General features: G+C 62.9%; 15 protein-coding genes. 9 read left to right on the top strand and 6 right to left on the bottom strand.

From position 1 onward, the window contains the following. Positions 1 to 179 precede the first annotated feature (179 nt). Together DOM36_RS13815 and DOM36_RS13810 are read left to right on the top strand one after the other, a co-directional pair. A complete protein-coding gene (locus DOM36_RS13815) occupies positions 180 to 1,478 on the top strand; it encodes a nitrate regulatory protein (protein WP_232823847.1) in 1,299 nt (432 codons plus the stop codon). Positions 1,479 to 1,884: 406 nt separating this feature from the next. Continuing rightward, the gene (locus tag DOM36_RS13810; protein WP_110643427.1) at positions 1,885 to 3,237 is read left to right on the top strand and encodes an MFS transporter; all 1,353 of its coding nucleotides are present in this window, start codon (positions 1,885 to 1,887) and stop codon (positions 3,235 to 3,237) included. A gap of 153 nt (positions 3,238 to 3,390) precedes the next feature. Here DOM36_RS13810 and DOM36_RS13805 read toward each other — a convergent pair whose 3' ends face one another. From DOM36_RS13805 to DOM36_RS13795, 3 genes are all read right to left on the bottom strand, one after another. Further along, positions 3,391 to 3,732: a zinc ribbon domain-containing protein YjdM gene (locus tag DOM36_RS13805; protein ID WP_075569603.1), complete on the bottom strand. Its 342-nt coding sequence runs from the start codon at positions 3,730 to 3,732 to the stop codon at positions 3,391 to 3,393. A gap of 65 nt (positions 3,733 to 3,797) precedes the next feature. Then, positions 3,798 to 4,697 carry a uroporphyrinogen-III C-methyltransferase gene (gene cobA, locus DOM36_RS13800; protein ID WP_232823846.1) on the bottom strand — a complete coding sequence of 300 codons (900 nt, stop codon included), beginning with the start codon at positions 4,695 to 4,697 and terminating at the stop codon, positions 3,798 to 3,800. Then, complete coding sequence (locus DOM36_RS13795; RefSeq protein WP_110643426.1) at positions 4,684 to 7,533, bottom strand: molybdopterin-dependent oxidoreductase; 2,850 nt, start codon at positions 7,531 to 7,533, stop codon at positions 4,684 to 4,686. The genes cobA and DOM36_RS13795 overlap by 14 nt, the downstream gene beginning before the upstream one ends. A gap of 702 nt (positions 7,534 to 8,235) precedes the next feature. Here DOM36_RS13795 and DOM36_RS13790 point away from each other — a divergent pair. The 5 genes from DOM36_RS13790 to cynS all read left to right on the top strand — a co-directional run bounded on the left by DOM36_RS13790 (position 8,236) and on the right by cynS (position 14,057). After that, entirely contained in the window at positions 8,236 to 9,507 is a 1,272-nt protein-coding gene (locus DOM36_RS13790) for an FAD-dependent oxidoreductase (protein ID WP_232823845.1), read from the top strand. Further along, the gene (gene nirB / locus DOM36_RS13785; protein WP_110643424.1) at positions 9,504 to 12,122 is read left to right on the top strand and encodes a nitrite reductase large subunit NirB; all 2,619 of its coding nucleotides are present in this window, start codon (positions 9,504 to 9,506) and stop codon (positions 12,120 to 12,122) included. Before DOM36_RS13790 ends, nirB begins: the two co-directional genes overlap by 4 nt. 56 nt (positions 12,123 to 12,178) lie before the next feature. After that, the gene (locus DOM36_RS13780) at positions 12,179 to 12,649 is read left to right on the top strand and encodes a nitrite reductase (NAD(P)H) small subunit (protein WP_232823865.1); all 471 of its coding nucleotides are present in this window, start codon (positions 12,179 to 12,181) and stop codon (positions 12,647 to 12,649) included. Between the two features lie 83 nt (positions 12,650 to 12,732). After that, entirely contained in the window at positions 12,733 to 13,545 is an 813-nt protein-coding gene (locus DOM36_RS13775) for a formate/nitrite transporter family protein (RefSeq protein WP_075569600.1), read from the top strand. Positions 13,546 to 13,616: 71 nt separating this feature from the next. Then, complete coding sequence (gene cynS / locus DOM36_RS13770; protein WP_110643423.1) at positions 13,617 to 14,057, top strand: cyanase; 441 nt, start codon at positions 13,617 to 13,619, stop codon at positions 14,055 to 14,057. A 212-nt stretch (positions 14,058 to 14,269) separates the two neighbouring features. Here the strand turns inward: cynS and DOM36_RS13765 are convergent, their stop codons facing one another. Next, a complete protein-coding gene (locus DOM36_RS13765; RefSeq protein ID WP_110643422.1) occupies positions 14,270 to 15,109 on the bottom strand; it encodes an ion transporter in 840 nt (279 codons plus the stop codon). Positions 15,110 to 15,274: 165 nt separating this feature from the next. Then, entirely contained in the window at positions 15,275 to 15,988 is a 714-nt protein-coding gene (locus DOM36_RS13760) for a DUF3581 family protein (RefSeq protein ID WP_075569597.1), read from the bottom strand. Positions 15,989 to 16,119: 131 nt separating this feature from the next. Here DOM36_RS13760 and DOM36_RS13755 point away from each other — a divergent pair, with 131 nt between their 5' ends. After that, positions 16,120 to 16,638: a YchJ family protein gene (locus DOM36_RS13755; protein WP_110643421.1), complete on the top strand. Its 519-nt coding sequence runs from the start codon at positions 16,120 to 16,122 to the stop codon at positions 16,636 to 16,638. Between the two features lie 164 nt (positions 16,639 to 16,802). Further along, on the top strand, positions 16,803 to 18,170 hold the full coding sequence (locus DOM36_RS13750) for a mechanosensitive ion channel domain-containing protein (RefSeq protein WP_110643420.1): 1,368 nt from the start codon (positions 16,803 to 16,805) through the stop codon (positions 18,168 to 18,170). A gap of 27 nt (positions 18,171 to 18,197) precedes the next feature. Here the strand turns inward: DOM36_RS13750 and DOM36_RS13745 are convergent, their stop codons facing one another. Beyond that, the gene (locus tag DOM36_RS13745) at positions 18,198 to 19,649 is read right to left on the bottom strand and encodes a PLP-dependent aminotransferase family protein (RefSeq protein ID WP_110643419.1); all 1,452 of its coding nucleotides are present in this window, start codon (positions 19,647 to 19,649) and stop codon (positions 18,198 to 18,200) included. Positions 19,650 to 19,709 lie beyond the last annotated feature (60 nt).

The raw sequence follows: 19,709 nt of genomic DNA, 5'->3' as shown, positions 1-19,709 counted from the left end.
TCTTCCGCTACCGCGTGCGTCGATACGACGTACGCGGTAGAGTCGTTTAGACCTTGGTCGAAGATCGCTCCCTCGAACGAGCGGCAGAGCAGGTCCGACAAAGGTCACGACAAGAACAGAGACGACATCATCGCCGTCGGACACCTGGTCGTCACGTGCGGCGGAAGAGGATGCATACCGTGACTCGAAACGCTGCCGAGCGGCTGCTGTGTGCCGCCAAATCCTCCGAAATCGAGCAACTCTCGCGCTTGGCCGAGACCTGTGCGGTCGTCGGTGATATCAGCCGTTTCGTGCATGCTTTGCAGCGCGAACGCGGCTCGTCCTGTATCTACCTGGCTTCGGGAGGCGATCGCTTTGCCGGCCAACGGCAGAAGCGAATCCAGGATTGTCTCGACGCCGAGGAATCCCTGCGCCAGCGACTGGAAAACTGGACGCAACCCGAGGCGAAGCAAGACAATCGCTATGTCGCCGACGCGCGCCTGCTCCATCGGGTCGCCGCGGTCTGGCACGGGTTCGATGCCCTGCCCAGCATCCGTGACGATATCGGCGTCCAACGCGTCTCAGCCGACGACGCCATGCGCCTGTTCAATCGCTTGATCAGCAACCTGCTATCGGTGATCTTCGAGGCTGCGGATACCGCCAGCGATGCTGACGTGACCCGGGCACTGGTATGCCTGTTTCACTTCATTCAAGGCAAGGAACTCGCCGGCCAGGAGCGTGCCTGTGGTGCGTTCGGTTTTACCCTCGGCGAATTCGACGCAGCCCATCGCGATAGCATGCGACAACTGATCGATGCACAGCGGCGCTGTCTGGATACCTTCGTGGAATTTGCCAGTCTCGACACGCTGACACGCTGGCAAGAGGAGTTGGAGCGCCCCGTTCATGCCGATATCCTGCGGCTACGTGAGCTGGCGTGCCAGAACGCGACCCTCCCTGCCGATCTGGAGTCGCCCGGTGAGCAGTGGTACGCGATCGCCACCTTGCGCGTCGATGCCATGCAGGGCCTCGAGGAACGACTCATCGAGGAACTGCACGCGACCTGTCGGGACAAGATCGCTACCGCCAAGCGAGAAGCACGCGATTCGACCGGGCTACTGGCCAACTTGCACAGCGAACTGTGGAGCGCGACCCCGTCGCTGTTACAGGACTCTTCAGAAAATCCCGTCGCTTCCCAGCTTGAGGGGATCACTGCCAATGCCATGGATTCGCGCTTCAGCCGTTCGCTGATCGACCTGGTACAGACCCAGAGCGCACGACTGCAAAGCATCAGTGATGAACTGGAGAGCACACGCAAGACGCTGCGAGAACGCAAGCTGATCGAACGCGCCAAGGGTCTGTTGATGACCCACCAGAAACTCTCCGAAGAGCAGGCCTATCGGCTGTTGCGCAAGACCGCCATGGATCAGAGCAAACCGTTGGCAAGCGTGGCGCAAAGCGTGATCGACCTAGCCGATATGCTGAGTCGACATGACGTTTGAGCCGCTCTGGTGCGGCGTCGCGCCCTCCCGGTGCAACTTCGCAAACCCTGCACCAAGACTCCGCACCAGCGCCGCCGGGCACTCGAGATTGCGGCGTACCTGCCTCTGAAGTTCGCCACTATCCTGTTGATTCTCAGGAAAACCCCCATTCCTGGCACCCTCCCTGCTTGATCTCCAGACATCGGGTCAACGGCGGCCCGATCCGATCGTCGAAAAGACAATCGACAATCACAGGAGAGGATGGACTTCGAGCAAGACTTGGCTCGGGGAATTCATCGCTCTCCGAACGGACAACGGCGTCCATCGGCTCGACATGGTTTCCATGGCGAGCGATGGGCGCCGTTTTTTTATGCCATGAACCGATGACCCGAGACGTCATCGCCTCGAACCGGAGCGACTTTCCGCCATGAACATTCGTCACAAGGCCAACAAGATACGCCTGTTCAGTTTCTCCACACCGCAGATGCGCGCCTTCCACCTGTCCTGGTTCGCCTTTCACGTCTGTTTCTTCGGCTGGTTCGGCATCGCTCCACTGATGGCCGTGGTGCGCGATGATCTGGATCTTTCCAAGACGCAGATCGGCAATACCATCATCGCTTCCGTGGCGATCACCGTCGTCGTTCGGCTGGTGATCGGACTGCTCTGCGATCGTCTCGGGCCACGCAAGACCTATACCTGGCTGCTCTGTCTGGGGTCGCTGCCGGTCATGCTGATCGGTCTGGCCGATAGCTTCGAAACTTTTCTGCTGGCTCGACTGGCAATCGGCGCGATCGGCGCCTCTTTCGTCATCACCCAATACCATTCGACCGTCATGTTCGCGCCCAACGTGGTCGGGGCCGCCAACGCCACGACCGCCGGCTGGGGCAATCTCGGCGGCGGTACCACCCAGATCCTGATGCCGCTGGTGTTTTCCGGCGTGCTGATGCTGGGCGTCAGCGAAACCCTGGGCTGGCGACTGGCGATGATCGTGCCCGGAATCGTGCTGTTCCTGACCGGTCTCGCCTACTACCACTTCACCCAGGACGCCCCCGACGGCAACTTCAGCGACCTGCGTGCCCGCGGTGAACTCCCTCCGGCTACACAGGAACATGGTGCTCTGCAAAGTTTCACTGCCGCCGCCAGGGACATTCGCGTCTGGGCGCTGTTCGCGGTGTATGCCGCCTGCTTCGGTGTCGAGCTCACCATCAACAACATCGCCGCGATCTACTTCTTCGATACCTTCTCGCTGGATCTGGCCACGGCGGGACTCATCGCGGGGTTGTTCGGCTTGATGAATCTGTTCGCCCGCACCCTAGGCGGATGGTTCTCGGACCTGTTCGCGCGCAACGGCGGACTCAAGGGCCGCGTACGCTGGCTGTTCATCGCACTGTTGTGCGAGGGCATCGCGCTGACCGGCTTCGCCCAGATGCAGACCCTGGCCGTGGCGATCAGCATCATGCTGGTGTTCAGCCTGTTCGTACAGATGGCAGAGGGTGCCACTTTCGGGGTTGTGCCTTTCATCAACAAGAACGCGATGGGCGCCGTCGCGGGGATCGTCGGTGCCGGAGGCAATGCCGGTGCCGTGGCCGCCGGTTTCCTGTTTCGCTCGGAATCGTTGTCTTATCAACAGGGCCTATTCTATCTGGGCCTGACAGTCATCGCCGCCTCGCTATTTGCTCTGACGGTCAAATTCTCCTCGGAGACCGAAGCCGCCGAGACCGCCGCTTACCGTCAAGCGGATGGCGCGCGCCGCGTCGAGCAGGAGGCCGCTACCGGTTGAGCGCGTTTCCTTTTCGATGACGCCCTGTCATCACGACCTGTCATCACGACCTTCTCCCTCGCACGTCCATGGGATCTTTACCGCCGCCTTCGGGCGGCGGCTTTTTGATGTTCTCTACGTTGGCGGATACCCCAAAGACGCGCTGGACCGGTTTCAGGCTTTCTTGACGAACTCCGATTTCAGTTTCATCGGTCCGATGCCGTCGATCTTGCAGTCGATGTCGTGGTCGCCATCCACCAGGCGAATGTTCTTGACCTTGGTGCCGACTTTCACCACCAGGGAAGACCCCTTGACCTTCAGATCCTTGATCACGGTGATGCTGTCGCCATCCACGAGCGGCGTGCCATGCGCATCGGTAACGCGCCGGTCGTCGATATCACCACTCGTGGCCTCGGACAGGGTCCACTCGTGGGCACATTCGGGGCAGACGAGAACGCCGGCGTCTTCGTAGGTGAATTCGGAACCGCACTGCGGGCAGGGAGGCAACTGACTCATGGTCATTCCTGAGGAAGGGAAAGGCGCGGAGTCTACGCGCCGTCAGCCGGCCTGCCTAGCGCCGTTCAGCGAGCGGCGGTCGTTGTCTCCCCGCCCACCAGGTCGTTGGCCATGGCCACCACACTGCCCACCATGATCAGACATGGCGAGGGCAAGGGGTTGGCGACGAGCCGTTGCGGCATGTCCGCTAGCGTACCGACCAGGGATTGCTGTTGCGGTAGCGAGGCGTTGGCAATCAGCATGATCGGCCAGTCGGACGGCAACCCGGCGCCAGTCAGACCTTGGCAGATGGTCTCGACACGACTCAACCCCATGTAGAACACCAGCGTCTCATCACGCCGGGCCAAACCACGCCAGTCGAGAACCTGGTCTTCGCGACAGGCCTGCGCAGTGATGAAGCGAACCTGCTGGGCGTGGGCACGATCCGTCAGCGGCATCCCCATGGCCGCTACGGCACCGGACGCGGCGGTAATCCCGGGAACGATTTCCGCCGGGGTCCCGGCTTCGGCGAGCGCGGCCAGCTCTTCTCCCATGCGACCGAAAATGCCCGGATCACCGCCTTTCAGTCTCACCACCCGTTTGCCGGCCTGGGCCAGGCGCACCATCAAGCTGCCTATCTCCGCCTGGGGCACGCTGTGGTGGCCGCGCGCCTTGCCGACGTAGTAGCGCTCGCAACCCCGCGGCAGCAGCGCCAGGATATCCTCGCCCACCAGCCGGTCGTAGACGATCGCCTCGGCGCTCTCGATCAGACGCGCGGCCCGCAGCGTCAGCAGATCCGCCGCCCCCGGACCGGCCCCGACCAGATAGACTTTGCCACTGTCGGTCGACAATGTACCTGAGGGCGGACGTCTGCATTCGTCGGCCAACCGCTCTCGGCCGGCCTGCCAGACGCGGGCCATCCAATGACCGACCTTGGCCGGCGTATGACTGAACGACGTATGACGTGACGGGTTATACGCTGACATGGGCGCTCTCCTCTTCGAGCAGGGATTTCAATTCAGGGAGACAGGAGCCGCATTGGGTACCGCAGGCGAGGCTGGCGCCCAGCGCTTCGACGCTGGCATCGCCGGCACGGATCGCCTCGACGATCGAACGCTGGCCGACCTGGTGGCAGCTGCAGACGATCGCTCCCTGATCACTGGCACCGCTGGCACAACCGGCCAGGATGCGTCGGCGCGTGGCCGGGTCCAGCGACGCATTCGGCCCACGGGCGAAACAGGCATCCAGCCAGTGCAGTGCCGGCAACGTGGCCGGCGGGCCCACCATCAGCCACCAGCGCAGTCGACCCGCCTCGAGACCGCTGGCGCGCAGCCGCCCCCTGGCGCTGTCCTGGCTCCACTGTGTCGCCGGGAGCGGTAGCCGGCTCTCGGCCCAGGCCAGCCAGTCGCGATTCTCCAAGGCCGGCTCGCCGGCGAGCTGCCAGCGCAGGCTGTGAGCCATCGGAATGCGCGTCCAATATGCGCAGTCGTCGCGTGGATCCACCGTCCCGGCGAGATCGCCGGCGACGATCAATGTCGCCTCCCAGGCCGTCTCGAGCGTGTTCAGACTCACCGCGCCCTGCTTCGATTCGGGCTGACCGGAGATCGGATCGGTCATCGGCGCGATCAGCCCGCCGATCTTGGCCTGGCCGCTGAAGGCGTCGTTCCAGTGCATCGGCGCGAACAGCTCGCCACGTCGCTGGCCCTTGGCCAGTCGTGCTCGCGCCCGATACCGTCCCCCGATACCGTCGAGCTCGACCAGTTGCTGATCAACGATTCCATGGCTTTCGGCATCGGCGGGATGCATCTCGACGAACGGCTCCTGGCGATGATTCATCAGACGAGACGCGCGCCCGGTACGGGTCATGGTGTGCCATTGATCGCGGATTCGTCCGGTATTGAGCCGCAGCGGTCGCCGAGCGCTGACCTCCTGCTGCGGGGCTCGCGGACGCACTGGCAGCAGTTTCGCCAGGCCGTCCGGCGTGGCGAACTGGCCATCCTCGAACAGCCGGGCGGTGCCCCTGGGTGCGCGATCGTTGACTGGCCACTGGATCGGCGCCAGCGCCTCGTAACCGGCACGATCGAGCGCCGCGAGGCCGGATATGTCGAACAACCTGGCATCCTCGCCCGGTTTGTCGGAGGGGTTCTCGAAACCCGAAAGCCGCGCATGTTCGGCGAAAATATCGGCGGGATGCGTATAGGCAAACGCCTCGCCAAAACCCAGCCCGGCCGCGACCTGGCTCATGATCCACCAATCGTGGCGCGCTTCACCGGGCGGCCGAAGCAACCCTCGCTGGCGCGAGATCCGACGTTCGGAATTGGTCACGGTGCCATTCTTTTCCGCCCAGCTGCTGGCCGGCAGCACGATATCTGCCACTTCCAGCACCTCGGCGTTGGCCATGCAGTCTGAGACGATGACCAGCGGGCAGGCCGCCAGGATGCGCTTGATACGGTTGGCGTCGGGCATGCTGACGACCGGATTGGTCGCCATGATCCAGATTGCGCGAATCTCGCCGCGTTCGATGGCATCGAAAAGCTCGACGGCCTTGTGCCCCGGCTCGTTCGGCAACGTCGGCACGAGCGAGGCCGTCTGCCAGAAACGGGTGACCCGATCGATGGCGCCCGGGGTGTGATAGTCCATGTGCGCGGCCAGCTGGTTGGCCAGCCCGCCGACTTCACGACCGCCCATCGCATTGGGCTGTCCGGTGATCGAGAACGGCCCGGCCCCCGGCAGACCGATCTTGCCCCCGGCCAGGTGGCAGTTGATGATCGCCTGACACTTGTCGGTGCCGCTGCTCGACTGGTTGATACCCTGGGAGTAGAGCGTCACCACGTGCAGATGGGTCGCGAACCAGTAGAAGAAGGTTTCCAACCGTTCAGGATCGACATCGCAGTCGCGGGCGATGGCCGCGAGGCTGTTGCCATCTTCGCAGGCAGCGCTCAGTGCGGCGTCGAACCCTTGAGTATGCAGGGCCAGATAACGGTGATCGACCCGACCTTGCTCTTCCATCCACGCCAGCAGGCCATTGAACAGCCGCGCATCGCTGCCCGGCTCGAGCCCCAGGTAGAGATCGGCGATTTCGCAACTGTCGGTCACGCGCGGATCGATCACCACCACGCGCATCAATGGATTACGCGCCTTGGCCGCCTTCAGGCGCTGATAGAGTACCGGATGGTTCCAGGCCAGATTGGAACCCGCCAGTACCACCAGTTCGGCGCACTCCAGATCTTCGTAGCAGCACGGCACGGCATCCGCCCCGAAGGCGCGCTTGTAGGCGGCCACCGCCGAGGCCATGCACAGTCGGGAATTGGTATCCACATGCGGCGTACCGAGAAAGCCCTTGAACAGCTTGTTGGCGACATAATAGTCCTCGGTCAGCAGCTGGCCGGACAGATAGGCCGCCACCGCGTCTCGACCATGCTCGCGCTGCGTCGACGCCAACCGGGTGACCACGGCATTCAGCGCCGTCGTCCAATCCACCGACTTGCCGTCGACACGGGGGCGCAGCAAGCGCCCTTCGTCGCCCAGGGTCTCGTGAAGGGCGCTACCCTTGACGCAGAGCCGGCCGAAATTGGCCGGATGCCTCCGATCGCCCTCGACGCCGCTCACCCGTTCGCCGTCATGCCCGACGACGACCCCACACCCGACGCCGCAATAAGGACAGGTGGTGGTGTCCTTGAAGGGCGGACAGGGGGTGGTGTCCTTGAAAGGCGGACAGGGGGTGGTGTCCTTGAAAGGCGGACAGGGGGTGGTGTCTTTGAAAGGCGGACAAATAGCCGTGTCTTCGGTAACCGAACAGCCCTTGGCCTGCTGATCTGACATGCGAACCTCCAAAACGCAAAAAGGCCTGACATCACCCAAGGTGACGTCAGGCCTCGTTGCCTGCTGGCGGCGAATCAGATGACTCGCCGGCGCGTTATCGATGTCGTTCCGGCTAGACCGATGCCGCCGTTGGCACCGATCAGGTCGATCGAGACGAGACATCTCTGATCAACTTCGTTTCATGTTCCAGAGCAAGCAAGAATGGGGCCAATCTCGTCATGATAGCCGCAGAGTAGTGTCTTGCCGCATTCGGACCAGGACGTTGTCGGCCTCGCCCCGGCGCTTCGATGGAAGGTATGGCACGCATTGGTGCAGTAGCCGTCGGTTGCGCACCGATGTTGCGCAAAGACGAGGGTCAGACGTCTCTCGAAAAAACAGAAGAAAGGCCTCATCGCGCTGAAATGACAGCATCGAGGAAGCGTTGGCACGCTTTTCGCTTCCTCCAATCTGACGACGACCAATGGCGGTCGCGTCGATGCGAAACGATGCCTGCAACGCTGTTGGCACCCGTCGCATGACAGCGAGACAGACACTGTTCGAATTTCAGGCAAAGGCGCCTGATGCCGCGAAGCCCCCGCTTCGTGTCATCAGGCGCCTTTTTCGTTGTTGGCCATCATCTGAAGGATAGCCACGACGGCGGATGGGAGAGACTTCATGTCCCGGAAAAGTAGTCAAGACAGGTTCCCGAACGCTTCCCGGAACTTGCCCTCGGATCCCCACAGCATCCCGACGCACCTGGTGATCGTCGGTAATGGCATGGCTGGCCATCGCCTGCTGAGCGCGGTGTTGAAACACCCCGAACGACCCGAACGCATCACGGTCATCGGCGAGGAAACCTCGCCGGCCTACAACCGCATCCTGTTGTCGCCGTGGCTGGCCGGCGAGATCGAACGTGAAGCGCTCGATCTCCCCCTCGAGAATGTCGCGACGGCGGGCGTGACATGGCGGCTGGGCGAGCGCGTGGTCACCATCGACCGGCGACGACGCCGGATCCAGACCGACCGGGGCGAACCGGTGGCGTACGACCGCCTGATACTGGCGACCGGCTCGCGCCCTGCCCTGCCGGACGTTCCCGGCGTTCGGCTGGGCAATGTCGGTGGGTTCCGCGATGTCGTCGATACCGCCTGGCTCACGTCGCGAGCCGTGGGTAGCCGTGCGGTCGTCGTCGGCGGCGGGCTGCTGGGGCTGGAGGCGGCGGAAGGTCTGCGCAAGCGAGGGCTGGCCGTCACCGTCCTCCAGCGCAGCGAGCGCTTGATGAACCGGCAACTGGATGAGACAGCGGCGAGCTGGCTGCGTACCGAGCTGGAGAGCCGCGGGTTGACCATCGAGACCCACGCCCACCTGGCCGCCTGCGAAGGCGATACCGATGGCAACGTGTCCGCGGTGCGGTTGGAGGATGGCCGCCGACTGCCTGCCGACTGCGTGGTGGTCGCCGCCGGTATCAAGCCCCATACGGCACTGGCCCGACAATCCGGATTGCATGTCGCCCGCGGTATCGTCGTCGATGCGACGTTGACGACCAGCGACCCCGCCATTCACGCCCTCGGCGAGTGCTGCGAGTTCGAGGGCAACACCTACGGTCTGGTCGACCCGATCTGGCGACAGGTGGATGTGCTGGCCGCTCGGCTCTGCGGCCAGCACAGCGCCCCCTACCGCGAGATCCCGTGTGCAACCCGTCTCAAGGTCGCGGATATCTCGATCTTTGCCTTCGGCCCGGTCGAGATTCCGCCAGGGCACGAGACGCTGACCTACGCCGATGCCGAGAACGGCGACTACCGTCGGCTGTTGCTGCACGACGATCGTCTCGTCGGCGCGGTGCTCTACGGCGATACCGCCGCAGGCCCCGGCTATTTCCATCACGCCCGTGAGGCCCACGATCTGAGCGCCTGCCGCGACGTACTGCTGTTCGGCGCCGATGACGCCACCCGACTTCTGGCCGACAACGCCACTGATAAACTGGAGGAAGCGGCATGACTCACGCTCCTGGTACGACACATGCCCCTGTCACGACACACGCCCCGGTCACGACGACCGACAAGCCCCGCCTGCTGGTGATCGGCAACGGCATGGTCGGACACTACTGTCTGGAGCAACTGGTAGAGCGCGGTGCTCACCATCGCTACGCAATCACCGTCTTCGGCGAGGAGCGCCATCGAGCCTATGACCGCGTGCACCTGTCCGACTACTTTACCGGCAGCGATGCCGATGCGCTGGCGCTGGGCGAAGCGGATTTCTGCGCACGTCACGGTATCGACCTGCGCCTGGGCGAAGCGGTCACTTCGATCGATCGCACCGCCCGCAACGTCGCCACCGATCGCGGCCTGCACGACTTCGACCAACTGATTCTGGCGACTGGCTCCTATCCCTTCGTGCCGCCGATACCGACGCCAGAGACCGACGATGGCGGCCATGCCCGCCTGGTCTACCGAACGCTGGACGATCTCGACCGCATCCGCGAGGCGGCGTTGTCACTGGAAGATCGGGAAATCCGCCGCGGCGTGGTGGTCGGTGGCGGCCTGCTGGGCCTCGAGGCCGCCAACGCGCTCAAGTCGCTGGGGCTAGAGGCCCACGTGGTCGAGTTCGCCCCCCGCCTGATGCCGGTGCAGCTGGATGCCGAGGGCGGCGAGGCACTCAAGTGTCAGATCGAAGCGCTGGGCGTGCAGGTGCATCTCGCTCGCGCCACCAGCGGCATCGTGACCGGCGACACCCACCGCTACCGCATGAACTTCGCCGACAACGAGTGGCTGGAGACCGACATGATCGTGTTCTCGGCCGGTATTCGCCCCCAGGATCGGCTGGCCCGCGACTGTGGCCTGGAGATCGGGGAGCGAGGCGGCATCGTGATCGACGACACCTGCCACACCTCCGATCCGGACATCTTCGCCATCGGCGAATGCGCGCTGTGGAGCGGCCAGGTCTTCGGCCTCGTCGCCCCCGGCTACACCATGGCGCGCACGGTAGCCGGCTGCCTGGTCGATAGCGGCGAGCCGTTCAGCGGCGCCGACATGTCGACCAAGCTCAAGCTGCTTGGCGTCGACGTGGGCTCCATCGGCGATGCGCATGCGGCGACCGAAGGCGCCGTGAGCTACCGCTTCATCGACGAAGCCGGCCACGGCTACCGCCGGCTGGTGGTCTCCGGCGACGGCAAGCGCGCCCTGGGCGCCGTGCTGGTGGGTGACAACAGCTATTACGATACGCTGTTGCAGTACGTGCAGAACGGCATCGCGCTGCCCGCCGATCCGGCCAGCCTGATCCTGCCTCAGGGCGAGGGCGCGCCGCTGCTGGGCGCGGATGCCCTGCCGGAAAGTGCCACGATCTGCTCGTGCCACAACGTTTCCAAAGGGGCTGTCTGCCAGGCGGTCGACGCCGGCTGTACCGACCTCGGCGCGCTCAAGGGGGAAACCAAAGCGAGCACCGGTTGCGGCGGCTGCACGGCCCTGCTCAAGCAGGTCTTCGAGCATGAGCTGGAAAGTCGCGGGGTCGAAGTCGACCGCAGCCTTTGCGAGCACTTCGCCTATACCCGCCAGGAGCTCTACGGCCTCATCCGGGTCGAGGGCATTCAAAGTTTCGAGGCGCTCCATGCCCGTCACGGCAAGGGAAGGCTGGGCTGCGATATCTGCAAGCCGGCCGTCGCCTCGATCCTGGCCTCGTGCTGGAACGCGCCGATCACCAATCCCTCGCTGGTGCCGCTGCAGGACACCAACGATACCTTCATGGCCAACATGCAGAAGAACGGTACCTATTCGGTGGTGCCGCGTATTCCCGGCGGGGAGATCACTCCGGACAAGCTGATCGCCATCGGCGCGGTGGCCAAGAAGTACGATCTCTATACCAAGATCACCGGCGGCCAGCGTATCGACCTGTTCGGCGCCCAGTTGCACGAACTTCCGGAGATCTGGGGCGAGCTGATCGCCGCCGGCTTCGAGACCGGCCACGCCTACGGCAAATCCACCCGCACCGTGAAATCCTGCGTCGGCAACACCTGGTGTCGCTACGGCGTTCAGGACAGCGTCGCCATGGCACTGACCATCGAGAATCGCTACAAGGGACTGCGCTCGCCGCACAAGTTGAAGTTCGCCGTCTCCGGCTGCACCCGGGAGTGCGCCGAAGCCCAGAGCAAGGACATCGGCGTGATCGCCACCGAGCACGGCTGGAATCTCTACGTGTGCGGCAATGGCGGCATGCGCCCACGCCATGGGGAGCTGTTCGCCACCGATCTCGACGATACCGAACTGCTGCGCATCATCGACCGGCTGCTGATGTTCTATATCCGCACCGCCGATCGCCTTCAGCGTACCTCGGTGTGGCGCGAGAACCTCGACGGCGGGCTCGATTATCTCAAGGCGGTCATCCTCGAGGACAGCCTGGGGCTGGGGCATGAGCTCGAGGCCCAGATGCAGCACGTGGTGGATCAGTACGAATGCGAATGGGCCAACGCGCTCAAGGATCCGGACAAGCTCAAGCGCTTCCGCACCTTCGTCAACGACAAGCGCAGCGATCCGGACATCATTGCCGTCAGCGAACGCGATCAGCCCCGGCCTGCGCGTCCCGAAGAGATCGACGCACTGGCCGTGGAGGTGACGTCATGAGCGTACTCTCCCCGCTAGAAACCGAGTCAGGGCAATCTGCCTCCTCTTCTCGCCACGTGCGCCTGTGCAGTCGCGCTGACCTGGTCGCCGGCTCCGGCATCGTTGCCTGGCATGAAGGGCATCAGATCGCGATCTTCTTTTTACCTAGTCAGCCCGAATCCGCTGACGGGCTGCCTTGTCGGCCCGACGATACCGCCGACAGCCTGCTCGACCGGCCCGATACCGCCGACAGCCTGCTCGACCGGCCCGATACCGCCGACAGCCTGCTCGACCGGCCCGATAACGCCGGTGAGCTTTACGCCTTAGGCAATTACGATCCGTTTTCCGGCGCCAACGTGATCGGCCGCGGCATCGTCGGCGATCTCCAGGGCGAGCTGGTGGTCGCCTCTCCCATCTACAAACAGCATTTCCGACTAACGGACGGTCAGTGCATCGAGGATGCCACCCGGCGTTTGCGCACCTGGACCGTCGGTTGGAATGGCGACGACGTCGAGCTTCACATCCCCGTGGAGGCGGAACCGCGATGACATGAACGATACCCGTGACGCCGCCGATGGCAGTTGTCGTTGATGAACCTCAGTTCCCAGACAAATACAAAAGGAAATCGACCATGTCCTATCTCGTCCCAGCGGAGTTCGCCACCAAGATGGTGGACGCCGGCGAATCGAAGATCTTCATGTCGACTCGAGACACGTTGATCCGCGCCTTCATGGCCGGCGCCATTCTGGCCCTGGCGGCGGCGTTCGCCATCACGATCACCGTTCAGACCGGACAGCCACTCGTCGGCGCCATTCTGTTCCCGGTCGGTTTCGTCATGCTCTATCTGATGGGATTCGACCTGCTGACCGGCGTCTTCATGCTGACCCCGTTGGCGCTGCTGGATCGCCGTGCGGGCGTTACCCTCAATCGAGTGCTGCGCAACTGGGCGTGGGTCTTCCTCGGCAATCTAGGCGGCGCGCTGACGGTCGCCTTCATGATGGCCTTCATTCTGACCTATGGCTTTTCCATTGGACCGGGTGTCGTGGGTGACAAGATCGCCGGGATTGGCGAGGCGCGCACGCTGGGTTATGCCGAATATGGTCTGGCTGGCTGGGTAACGATCTTCATCCGCGGCATGCTATGCAACTGGATGGTCTCGATGGGCGTCGTCGGTGCAATGGTTTCCACCTCGGTCAGCGGAAAGGCCATCGCCATGTGGATGCCAATCATGCTGTTCTTCTACATGGGCTTCGAGCATTCGATCGTCAACATGTTTCTCTTTCCCTCGGCCTTGATCATGGGGGGTGGCTTTTCGGTGTGGGACTACATGTGGTGGAACGAAATCCCGACCGTACTGGGCAATCTGGCCGGAGGGCTCGCTTTCACCGGATTGACGCTCTACGCCACCCACGTCAAGACCGGCCCCAGGCGTAATCTGATCTGAACCGTCGCGGCGCTCATCAGAGCGCCGCGTCAACATCGATTACGTCAACCACCCACTGGAGAAGCACAGTCATGGACAAACAGGAAATGCACCATACGCTGATGGCCGCCAAGGCGCGCAAGGGGATCTCGTGGGACACACTGGGAGAAGCCGTCGGCCGCTCGCCCGTGTGGGTCGCATCGGCGTGCCACGGCATGAACAGTGCCCCGTCCGAGGCCGCTCGGCGCATCGCGGCCACTCTGGACCTGGGCGATGACGTGATTGCCGCGCTGGAAGCTTTCCCGACCAAGACCTGGGATCAGGCAATTCCTCAGGATCCGCTCGTCTACCGACTCTACGAGATCGTGGGGGTCTACGGAGCGACACTGAAAGACGTGATTCAGGAAAAATTCGGCGACGGCATCATGAGCGCCATAGACTTCGAGATGGAAGTCGATCGCCAGCCCGATCCCAAAGGGGATCGCGTGGTAGTTACCCTGAGCGGCAAGTTCCTGCCCTACAAGAGTTGGTAATCCATCCAGCGGGGTTACGGTCCTGGACTCATGCTTTCTGAGACCCTGAAAACGGACATAAAAAAGCCCGCGCAAGAGGGGGGATGCGCGGGCGAGGCGGGGTGATACTTGGAGACGCGACTCGAACGACTGCTATCGAAGTGTCTTCATTCGATGGGATTATATTAGCACCCTTATATTTTCCCGACAATGCAATATCGTCATTGCGCTCATCAGCCATCGCCGTCGCCATCGGGTTTTTGGCGAAGATCGTCGCCTTCACCCTCATCGCGCCCGGTGTCATGGCGCTCGGCCAGTTCCTGACGGTGCTCGCGCAGCTCCTGTCGTAACGATTCGATCTCGACCTGCAACTCGCTCACCTGCTCGATCATGTGACGCATCATGCGCCGATTCGCCTTGTGCTGGCGAGAATCCGATTCGCCCTGGTCCTCGACGAACAGCGAACTGACGTAGGCCGCGAAGCTACCGAAAAGCCCCACCCCGCAGACCATCAGCAGCACGGCAACGATCCGCCCTAGCGTCGTGACCGGGTAGTAATCCCCATAACCGACAGTGGTCACGGTCACGATCGCCCACCACAGCGCCTCTTCAGCGGTATTGATGGGGCTGTTCGGGTTGGGGGTTTCCACCATCAACACGGTCATCGCCCCGAAGACCACCAGCAGTACGGTCGCCGTCGCCGCCGATGCCAGCACGCCCTCGGCCCGGTTGCGGAACAGCAGTTGCCAGATGAGTTCCAGGGAGCGCAGCGCGCGGAGCACGCGAATGATCTGAACGACACGGGCCAGACGCGCCGCCTGAAACCAGCCGGCGGGAATACACGCCAGCAGATCCAGCCATCCCCAGCGCATGTATCGCCACTTGCTGGGGGCATGATAGAACCGCTGGCAGAAGTCGATGAAGAAAAAGAAACAGACGATATAGTCCAGATAGTCGAACAACTGAAGAATATCGGCCGGCAGAGCGAGGAAGATTTCCGCCAGCATTGCCCCCAGCACATAGAACGAAAGCGCCAGGATGAAGAACTGGAAGGGGGTCACGTGTTCCTTCATGGGGATTCCATTCACGTCGACGATCAGGCGCCGTCAGCCCTTGGCCGCGACAGACGGCATGAATGGCATTATCGGCGAAAGAGGCGATCAGACACGAATCGAAGGCTCAACGCCCGTCGGGCACAACGCGATCGCTGTATGACCTGAAGTCCGCCAGGCGAATTTTCAGGCCGAGCAGGGGTTGGCCGCCTTCAACTGGGCAAAGTTGGTCACGAACGTCTCCATCTTGTCCGCGTCGTAATCCTGAAGCCCGCTGATGACCAGCTTCTTGGAGCCGATACCCACGTCGTGGCCATGGCAACTCATGCGAAATTCGAGATGGGCTTCTCCGCGCTTGCCTTTGACATCCAGATTGGCTCCGGCAAAGTCCAGGTCCAGATCGCACGGATCGTGATCCTCGAGCGTGAATCCCATGCTGTCATAGATCACCAGCGGCCGCTGGGGGTTGAACATGACGCCCTTCTCTTCGAGCAGCGGCTTGAGGTAATGCGGGAAGTTGCGCCCCGAGAAGGCCACGTAGCGACGGGTGAAAGTCTCGACGGTGGCGGGATCGCGAATCGTCCAGCCGCTTCGCTTGACGCGCAGATACTGCTTGCCGCCCTGATCCACGACGCTGACGGTTCCGGCGTCATCTTCCACGAAGCTCAACGACACCCGGTCCCCGACCATGCCACAGAAGTGAAACGTCATGTGCTGGGACAAGCCATAACGAGACAGCACCAGCGCGAACAGCAGATCGCCCGGCACGCAGAAACGACGCGCACAGGGGTCATGGATCGGGTTGTAATCTCCCGCGATCTGACGCGCGAACTGACTGGCCTGCTCTGCGGTGATACAGATGCGGTCCGCGTCAGCGGAATGAAACTCGTCGAGAAACATAAGTGGTCGACCCACGTGTCGAATGACTTGGCGTTGGTTGGGATTCCAGGCGCCGTTCTTTTACCACATGTTAGGGTAAATCGCAGCGCACCATTAACATTTAGAGACAAACGATAGCGTAGTGTACCCAAATGAATGTTCCAACCACAGCCTCGGAAACCCTCGATTCTCGATTATGCCCCTGCGGGAGTCATAATCCCTACGCCCGCTGTTGTGCAATCTATCACCTCGGGGAAGCCGCCGCGCCGACTGCAGAGGCACTGATGCGTTCACGCTATACCGCCTTCGCGCTGGGCGGGCTTGGCGGCTATCTCGTCGAGACCTGGGATGCCGATACGATCGATCCGGCGCTGACGGCCGAACAGCTCGATCGACAGGAAAACCAGTGGCTGGGGCTCGAGATCCTCGACGCCCGCGAGAGCGGTGCGCGTGGCACGGTCGAGTTCAAGGCGCGTTTCCGTCCGGCCACGGCAGCGGCGCTCGCCGCGCCGCAGGTGCTTCATGAGCGCTCCCGTTTTAGTCGACATCGGGGCATCTGGCGTTACCTCGACGGCATCATCGATCCGCCGGCCGACGGCGTCCCCGTTTCACGCAATGCGCCCTGCCCCTGTGGCAGCGGCAAAAAGGCCAAACGCTGCTGCCTGCGCTGATCCCGTTCGATAACGCGACGAAACGACCATCGCTGTGGAACACACGGCGATGGCCCGCTACGCTTTTCTCGAACCGGAGCCTCGCCAACGACTCGACACGGTGAGTCATTAAGCCCTACCGGCGCGCCACAGCGCGCCGATTCCCCGACATAAAAAGCAGGTGCATGAATATTTCCGATAGCGCCACGAACCTTCTTTCCCGCTTCCAGAACGAGCTGGGGCAATGGCTCCATATCCCCGGCTGGATCGTACTGCCGGCCCTGGTGCTACTGGCGGCGATCATCATCGACATCGCGCTGCACTTCGTACTCAACCGTATGGAGCGTCGTCTGCGCGAGTCACCGCGTCGATGGGACGACCCCATCCTTCACGGGCTGCGCCTTCCGCTGCGCTGGTGGGTCTGGGTCACGGCACTGATGATCGATCTCGGCGTTATCGGGGCGCATTTCGGGATCGAGCGAGCCAATCCCGTGCTGTCACGGATCGGCGCTTTGATCACGCTCCTGCTCGTGGCGTGGGGCGGCATCCGGCTTTTCCGGCGCCTGGAACAGCGGCTGGTGTTTCCCCCCGGCAACTGTCATGCCAAGCCGGTCGACCCCACCTCGGCGTCCGCCTTGACCAAGATCGTCGGCGCCGTACTGATCGTCACGCTGATATTGATCGGCCTCCAGATTCTGGGCGTATCGATGTCGAGCATTCTCGCCATGGGCGGCTTCGGCGGCCTGGTGATCGGCTTTGCCGCGCGAGACGTCATCGCCAATTTCTTCGGCGGCATGGTCGTTCATCTGGACAAGCCGTTCGTGGTCGGCGACTGGATTCGCTCCCCCGAACGCCAGATCGAGGGCATCGTCGAAGACATCGGCTGGCGTCTCACCACCGTCAGGACCTTCGCCGGCCCACCGCTCTACGTGCCCAACGCCTGGTTCAGTCAGATTTCGGTGGAAACCCCGACACGAATGGTCAGCCGTCGGCTGTGGGAAACCATCAGCCTCCGCTACCAGGACATCGGTGTCATCGAGAATGTCGCTCGGGATATCCGCAACATGCTGCTGGAGCACGAGGAGATCAATCAGGACGAACTGATCACGGTCAACTTCTCCACCTACGGCCAGTACTCGCTGGATATCATCGTCTACGCCTTTACCCTGGAGACGGATTGGCAACGCTTTCACGAGATCAAGCAGGGAATCCTGTTGAAGATTCGCGACATCATCGATGAACGGGGCGCGGAACTGGCCATTCCGGCCTCCCGCATCTATCTGCCCGAAGGTGTCGAAAAAGAGAGCGTCAAAAAAGAGAGCGTCGAAAAAGACCGAGTTCGGCAGGATAACTCCAGCAACGACGGCACCGGGCGAGATGACCTCGAACATGAAAACGGCGAGCGTCAGGACACAGACTCAGAATACGAGAGCGAACAGCGGCGCACTCGCCACGGCACGTCATCACGCACGGCGCGACGATCTCCGGAAAACAACCACCGGAGTGCCCCAGGCCCCAGCGATACCGACGGGGATGGAGAAGGCGACGCCTGACGTCGGCTTCCACCGACAAGCCCCGGATCAACGCCTGTCCGGAGCGCTCAGTTCACACCAGGCGCGGCACAGCCAGCGCCCGGCCGTGGCGATTTCGGCATCCGTGGCGCCGGCGTAACCCAACACCAGTCCGGGCCTGCCCGGCTGCTGCAGGAAGTAACCTGACAGCGGCGACAGCAGAATGCCGGCCCGGCGCCCCCGCGCGACCAGCTCGGATTCGATCTCGCGGCTCTCCAATTGGGCAACCAGATGCATCCCCGCCTGCCCCGCCGACAGTACGAGCCCGCGTGCGACGGCCGAAGCCAGCGCCTCGCGTAACTGCGCCTGCCGCCAGCGGTAGAGTTCACGCATCCGCGAAACGTGACGCACGAAGTGCCCCTCGCCAATGAATGCCGCCAATGCCGCCTGTGCCACGTATTGGCCTTCCCGGTGAAGTCGCGCATTGGCGCGCGTGAACGGCTCGACCAGTGCTTCCGGCAATACCAGATAGCCCAGCCGCAATCCCGGATAGAGTACCTTGCTGAACGTGCCGACGTAGATTACCGGCGCGTCGTCGACGAGCCCTTGCAGCGACGCGATCGGTGCACTGGCGTAGCGAAACTCGCTGTCATAGTCATCCTCGATGATCCAGGCCCCGTGACGGGAGGCGGCTTCGAGCAACGCCATCCGCCGCGGCAGGCTCATCGTCACGCCGCTGGGATATTGGTGTGAAGGCGTGACGTAGATCAATCGGGGCGCCGGCGTCTCGTCCGCTACGCGATTCACGTTCGCGCCGTCCTCGTCCACCGCCAGGGGTATGGCGTTCAGACCGGCCGCCACGAAGCAGGACTGCGCACCACCATAACCGGGCTCTTCCACCCACACCGCGTCGCCGGCATCGGCAAGCAGTCGGGCGATCAGTTCGAAGCCTTGCTGGGCCCCCTGGGTGATCAGGATCTGTTCGGGCCGGCAACGCACCGAGCGCGACAGCCGCAGATAGTCACACAGCACTTCGCGTAACGCCGCGACCCCGCCCTGGTGCTGGTAGTCATGCCATTCGATCGGTGCTCGCTGGTAATGCCGACGCAGCAGGCGCTGCCAGCGTTCACGCGGAAACTGGTCCAGCGCGGGTACGCCCGGGGCGAAGGCGGTATGGCGATCGCTCAACACCCTGCTGAAATCGAGAATGCGCTGCCCCCGAGCGGAGAGTTCATGCGAGACGGCACCAGCACTGGATACCGGTATTGCCCCCGCGCCGCGCTCCGATTGCCACTCGGCGACGAAGACTCCCGCGCCTGGGCGTGTCTCCACGAAGCCCTCGGCCGTGAGCCGGTCGACGGCGGCCAGCACGGTGTTACGCCCCAGTCCGAGTTCGCGAGCCAACTGGCGCGAAGAAGGTAGTGCGCTGCCGACACCGAGCTGACCTTGCTGAATCCATTCTCGCAGCGATTGATAGAGTCGCTGGCTCAAGGTCCGCGTCGACGGCGAGGCGAGTTGCATCGCCAGCGCGTCGATGATCCAGAGTCGGTGGGCATGAGGCGGTGTTACTGGCTCTATCTT

The organism is Salinicola sp. CPA57, from assembly GCF_003206035.1.
GTDB lineage: Bacteria > Pseudomonadota > Gammaproteobacteria > Pseudomonadales > Halomonadaceae > Salinicola > Salinicola socius.
This window is presented reverse-complemented; position numbering and strand designations above follow the sequence as displayed.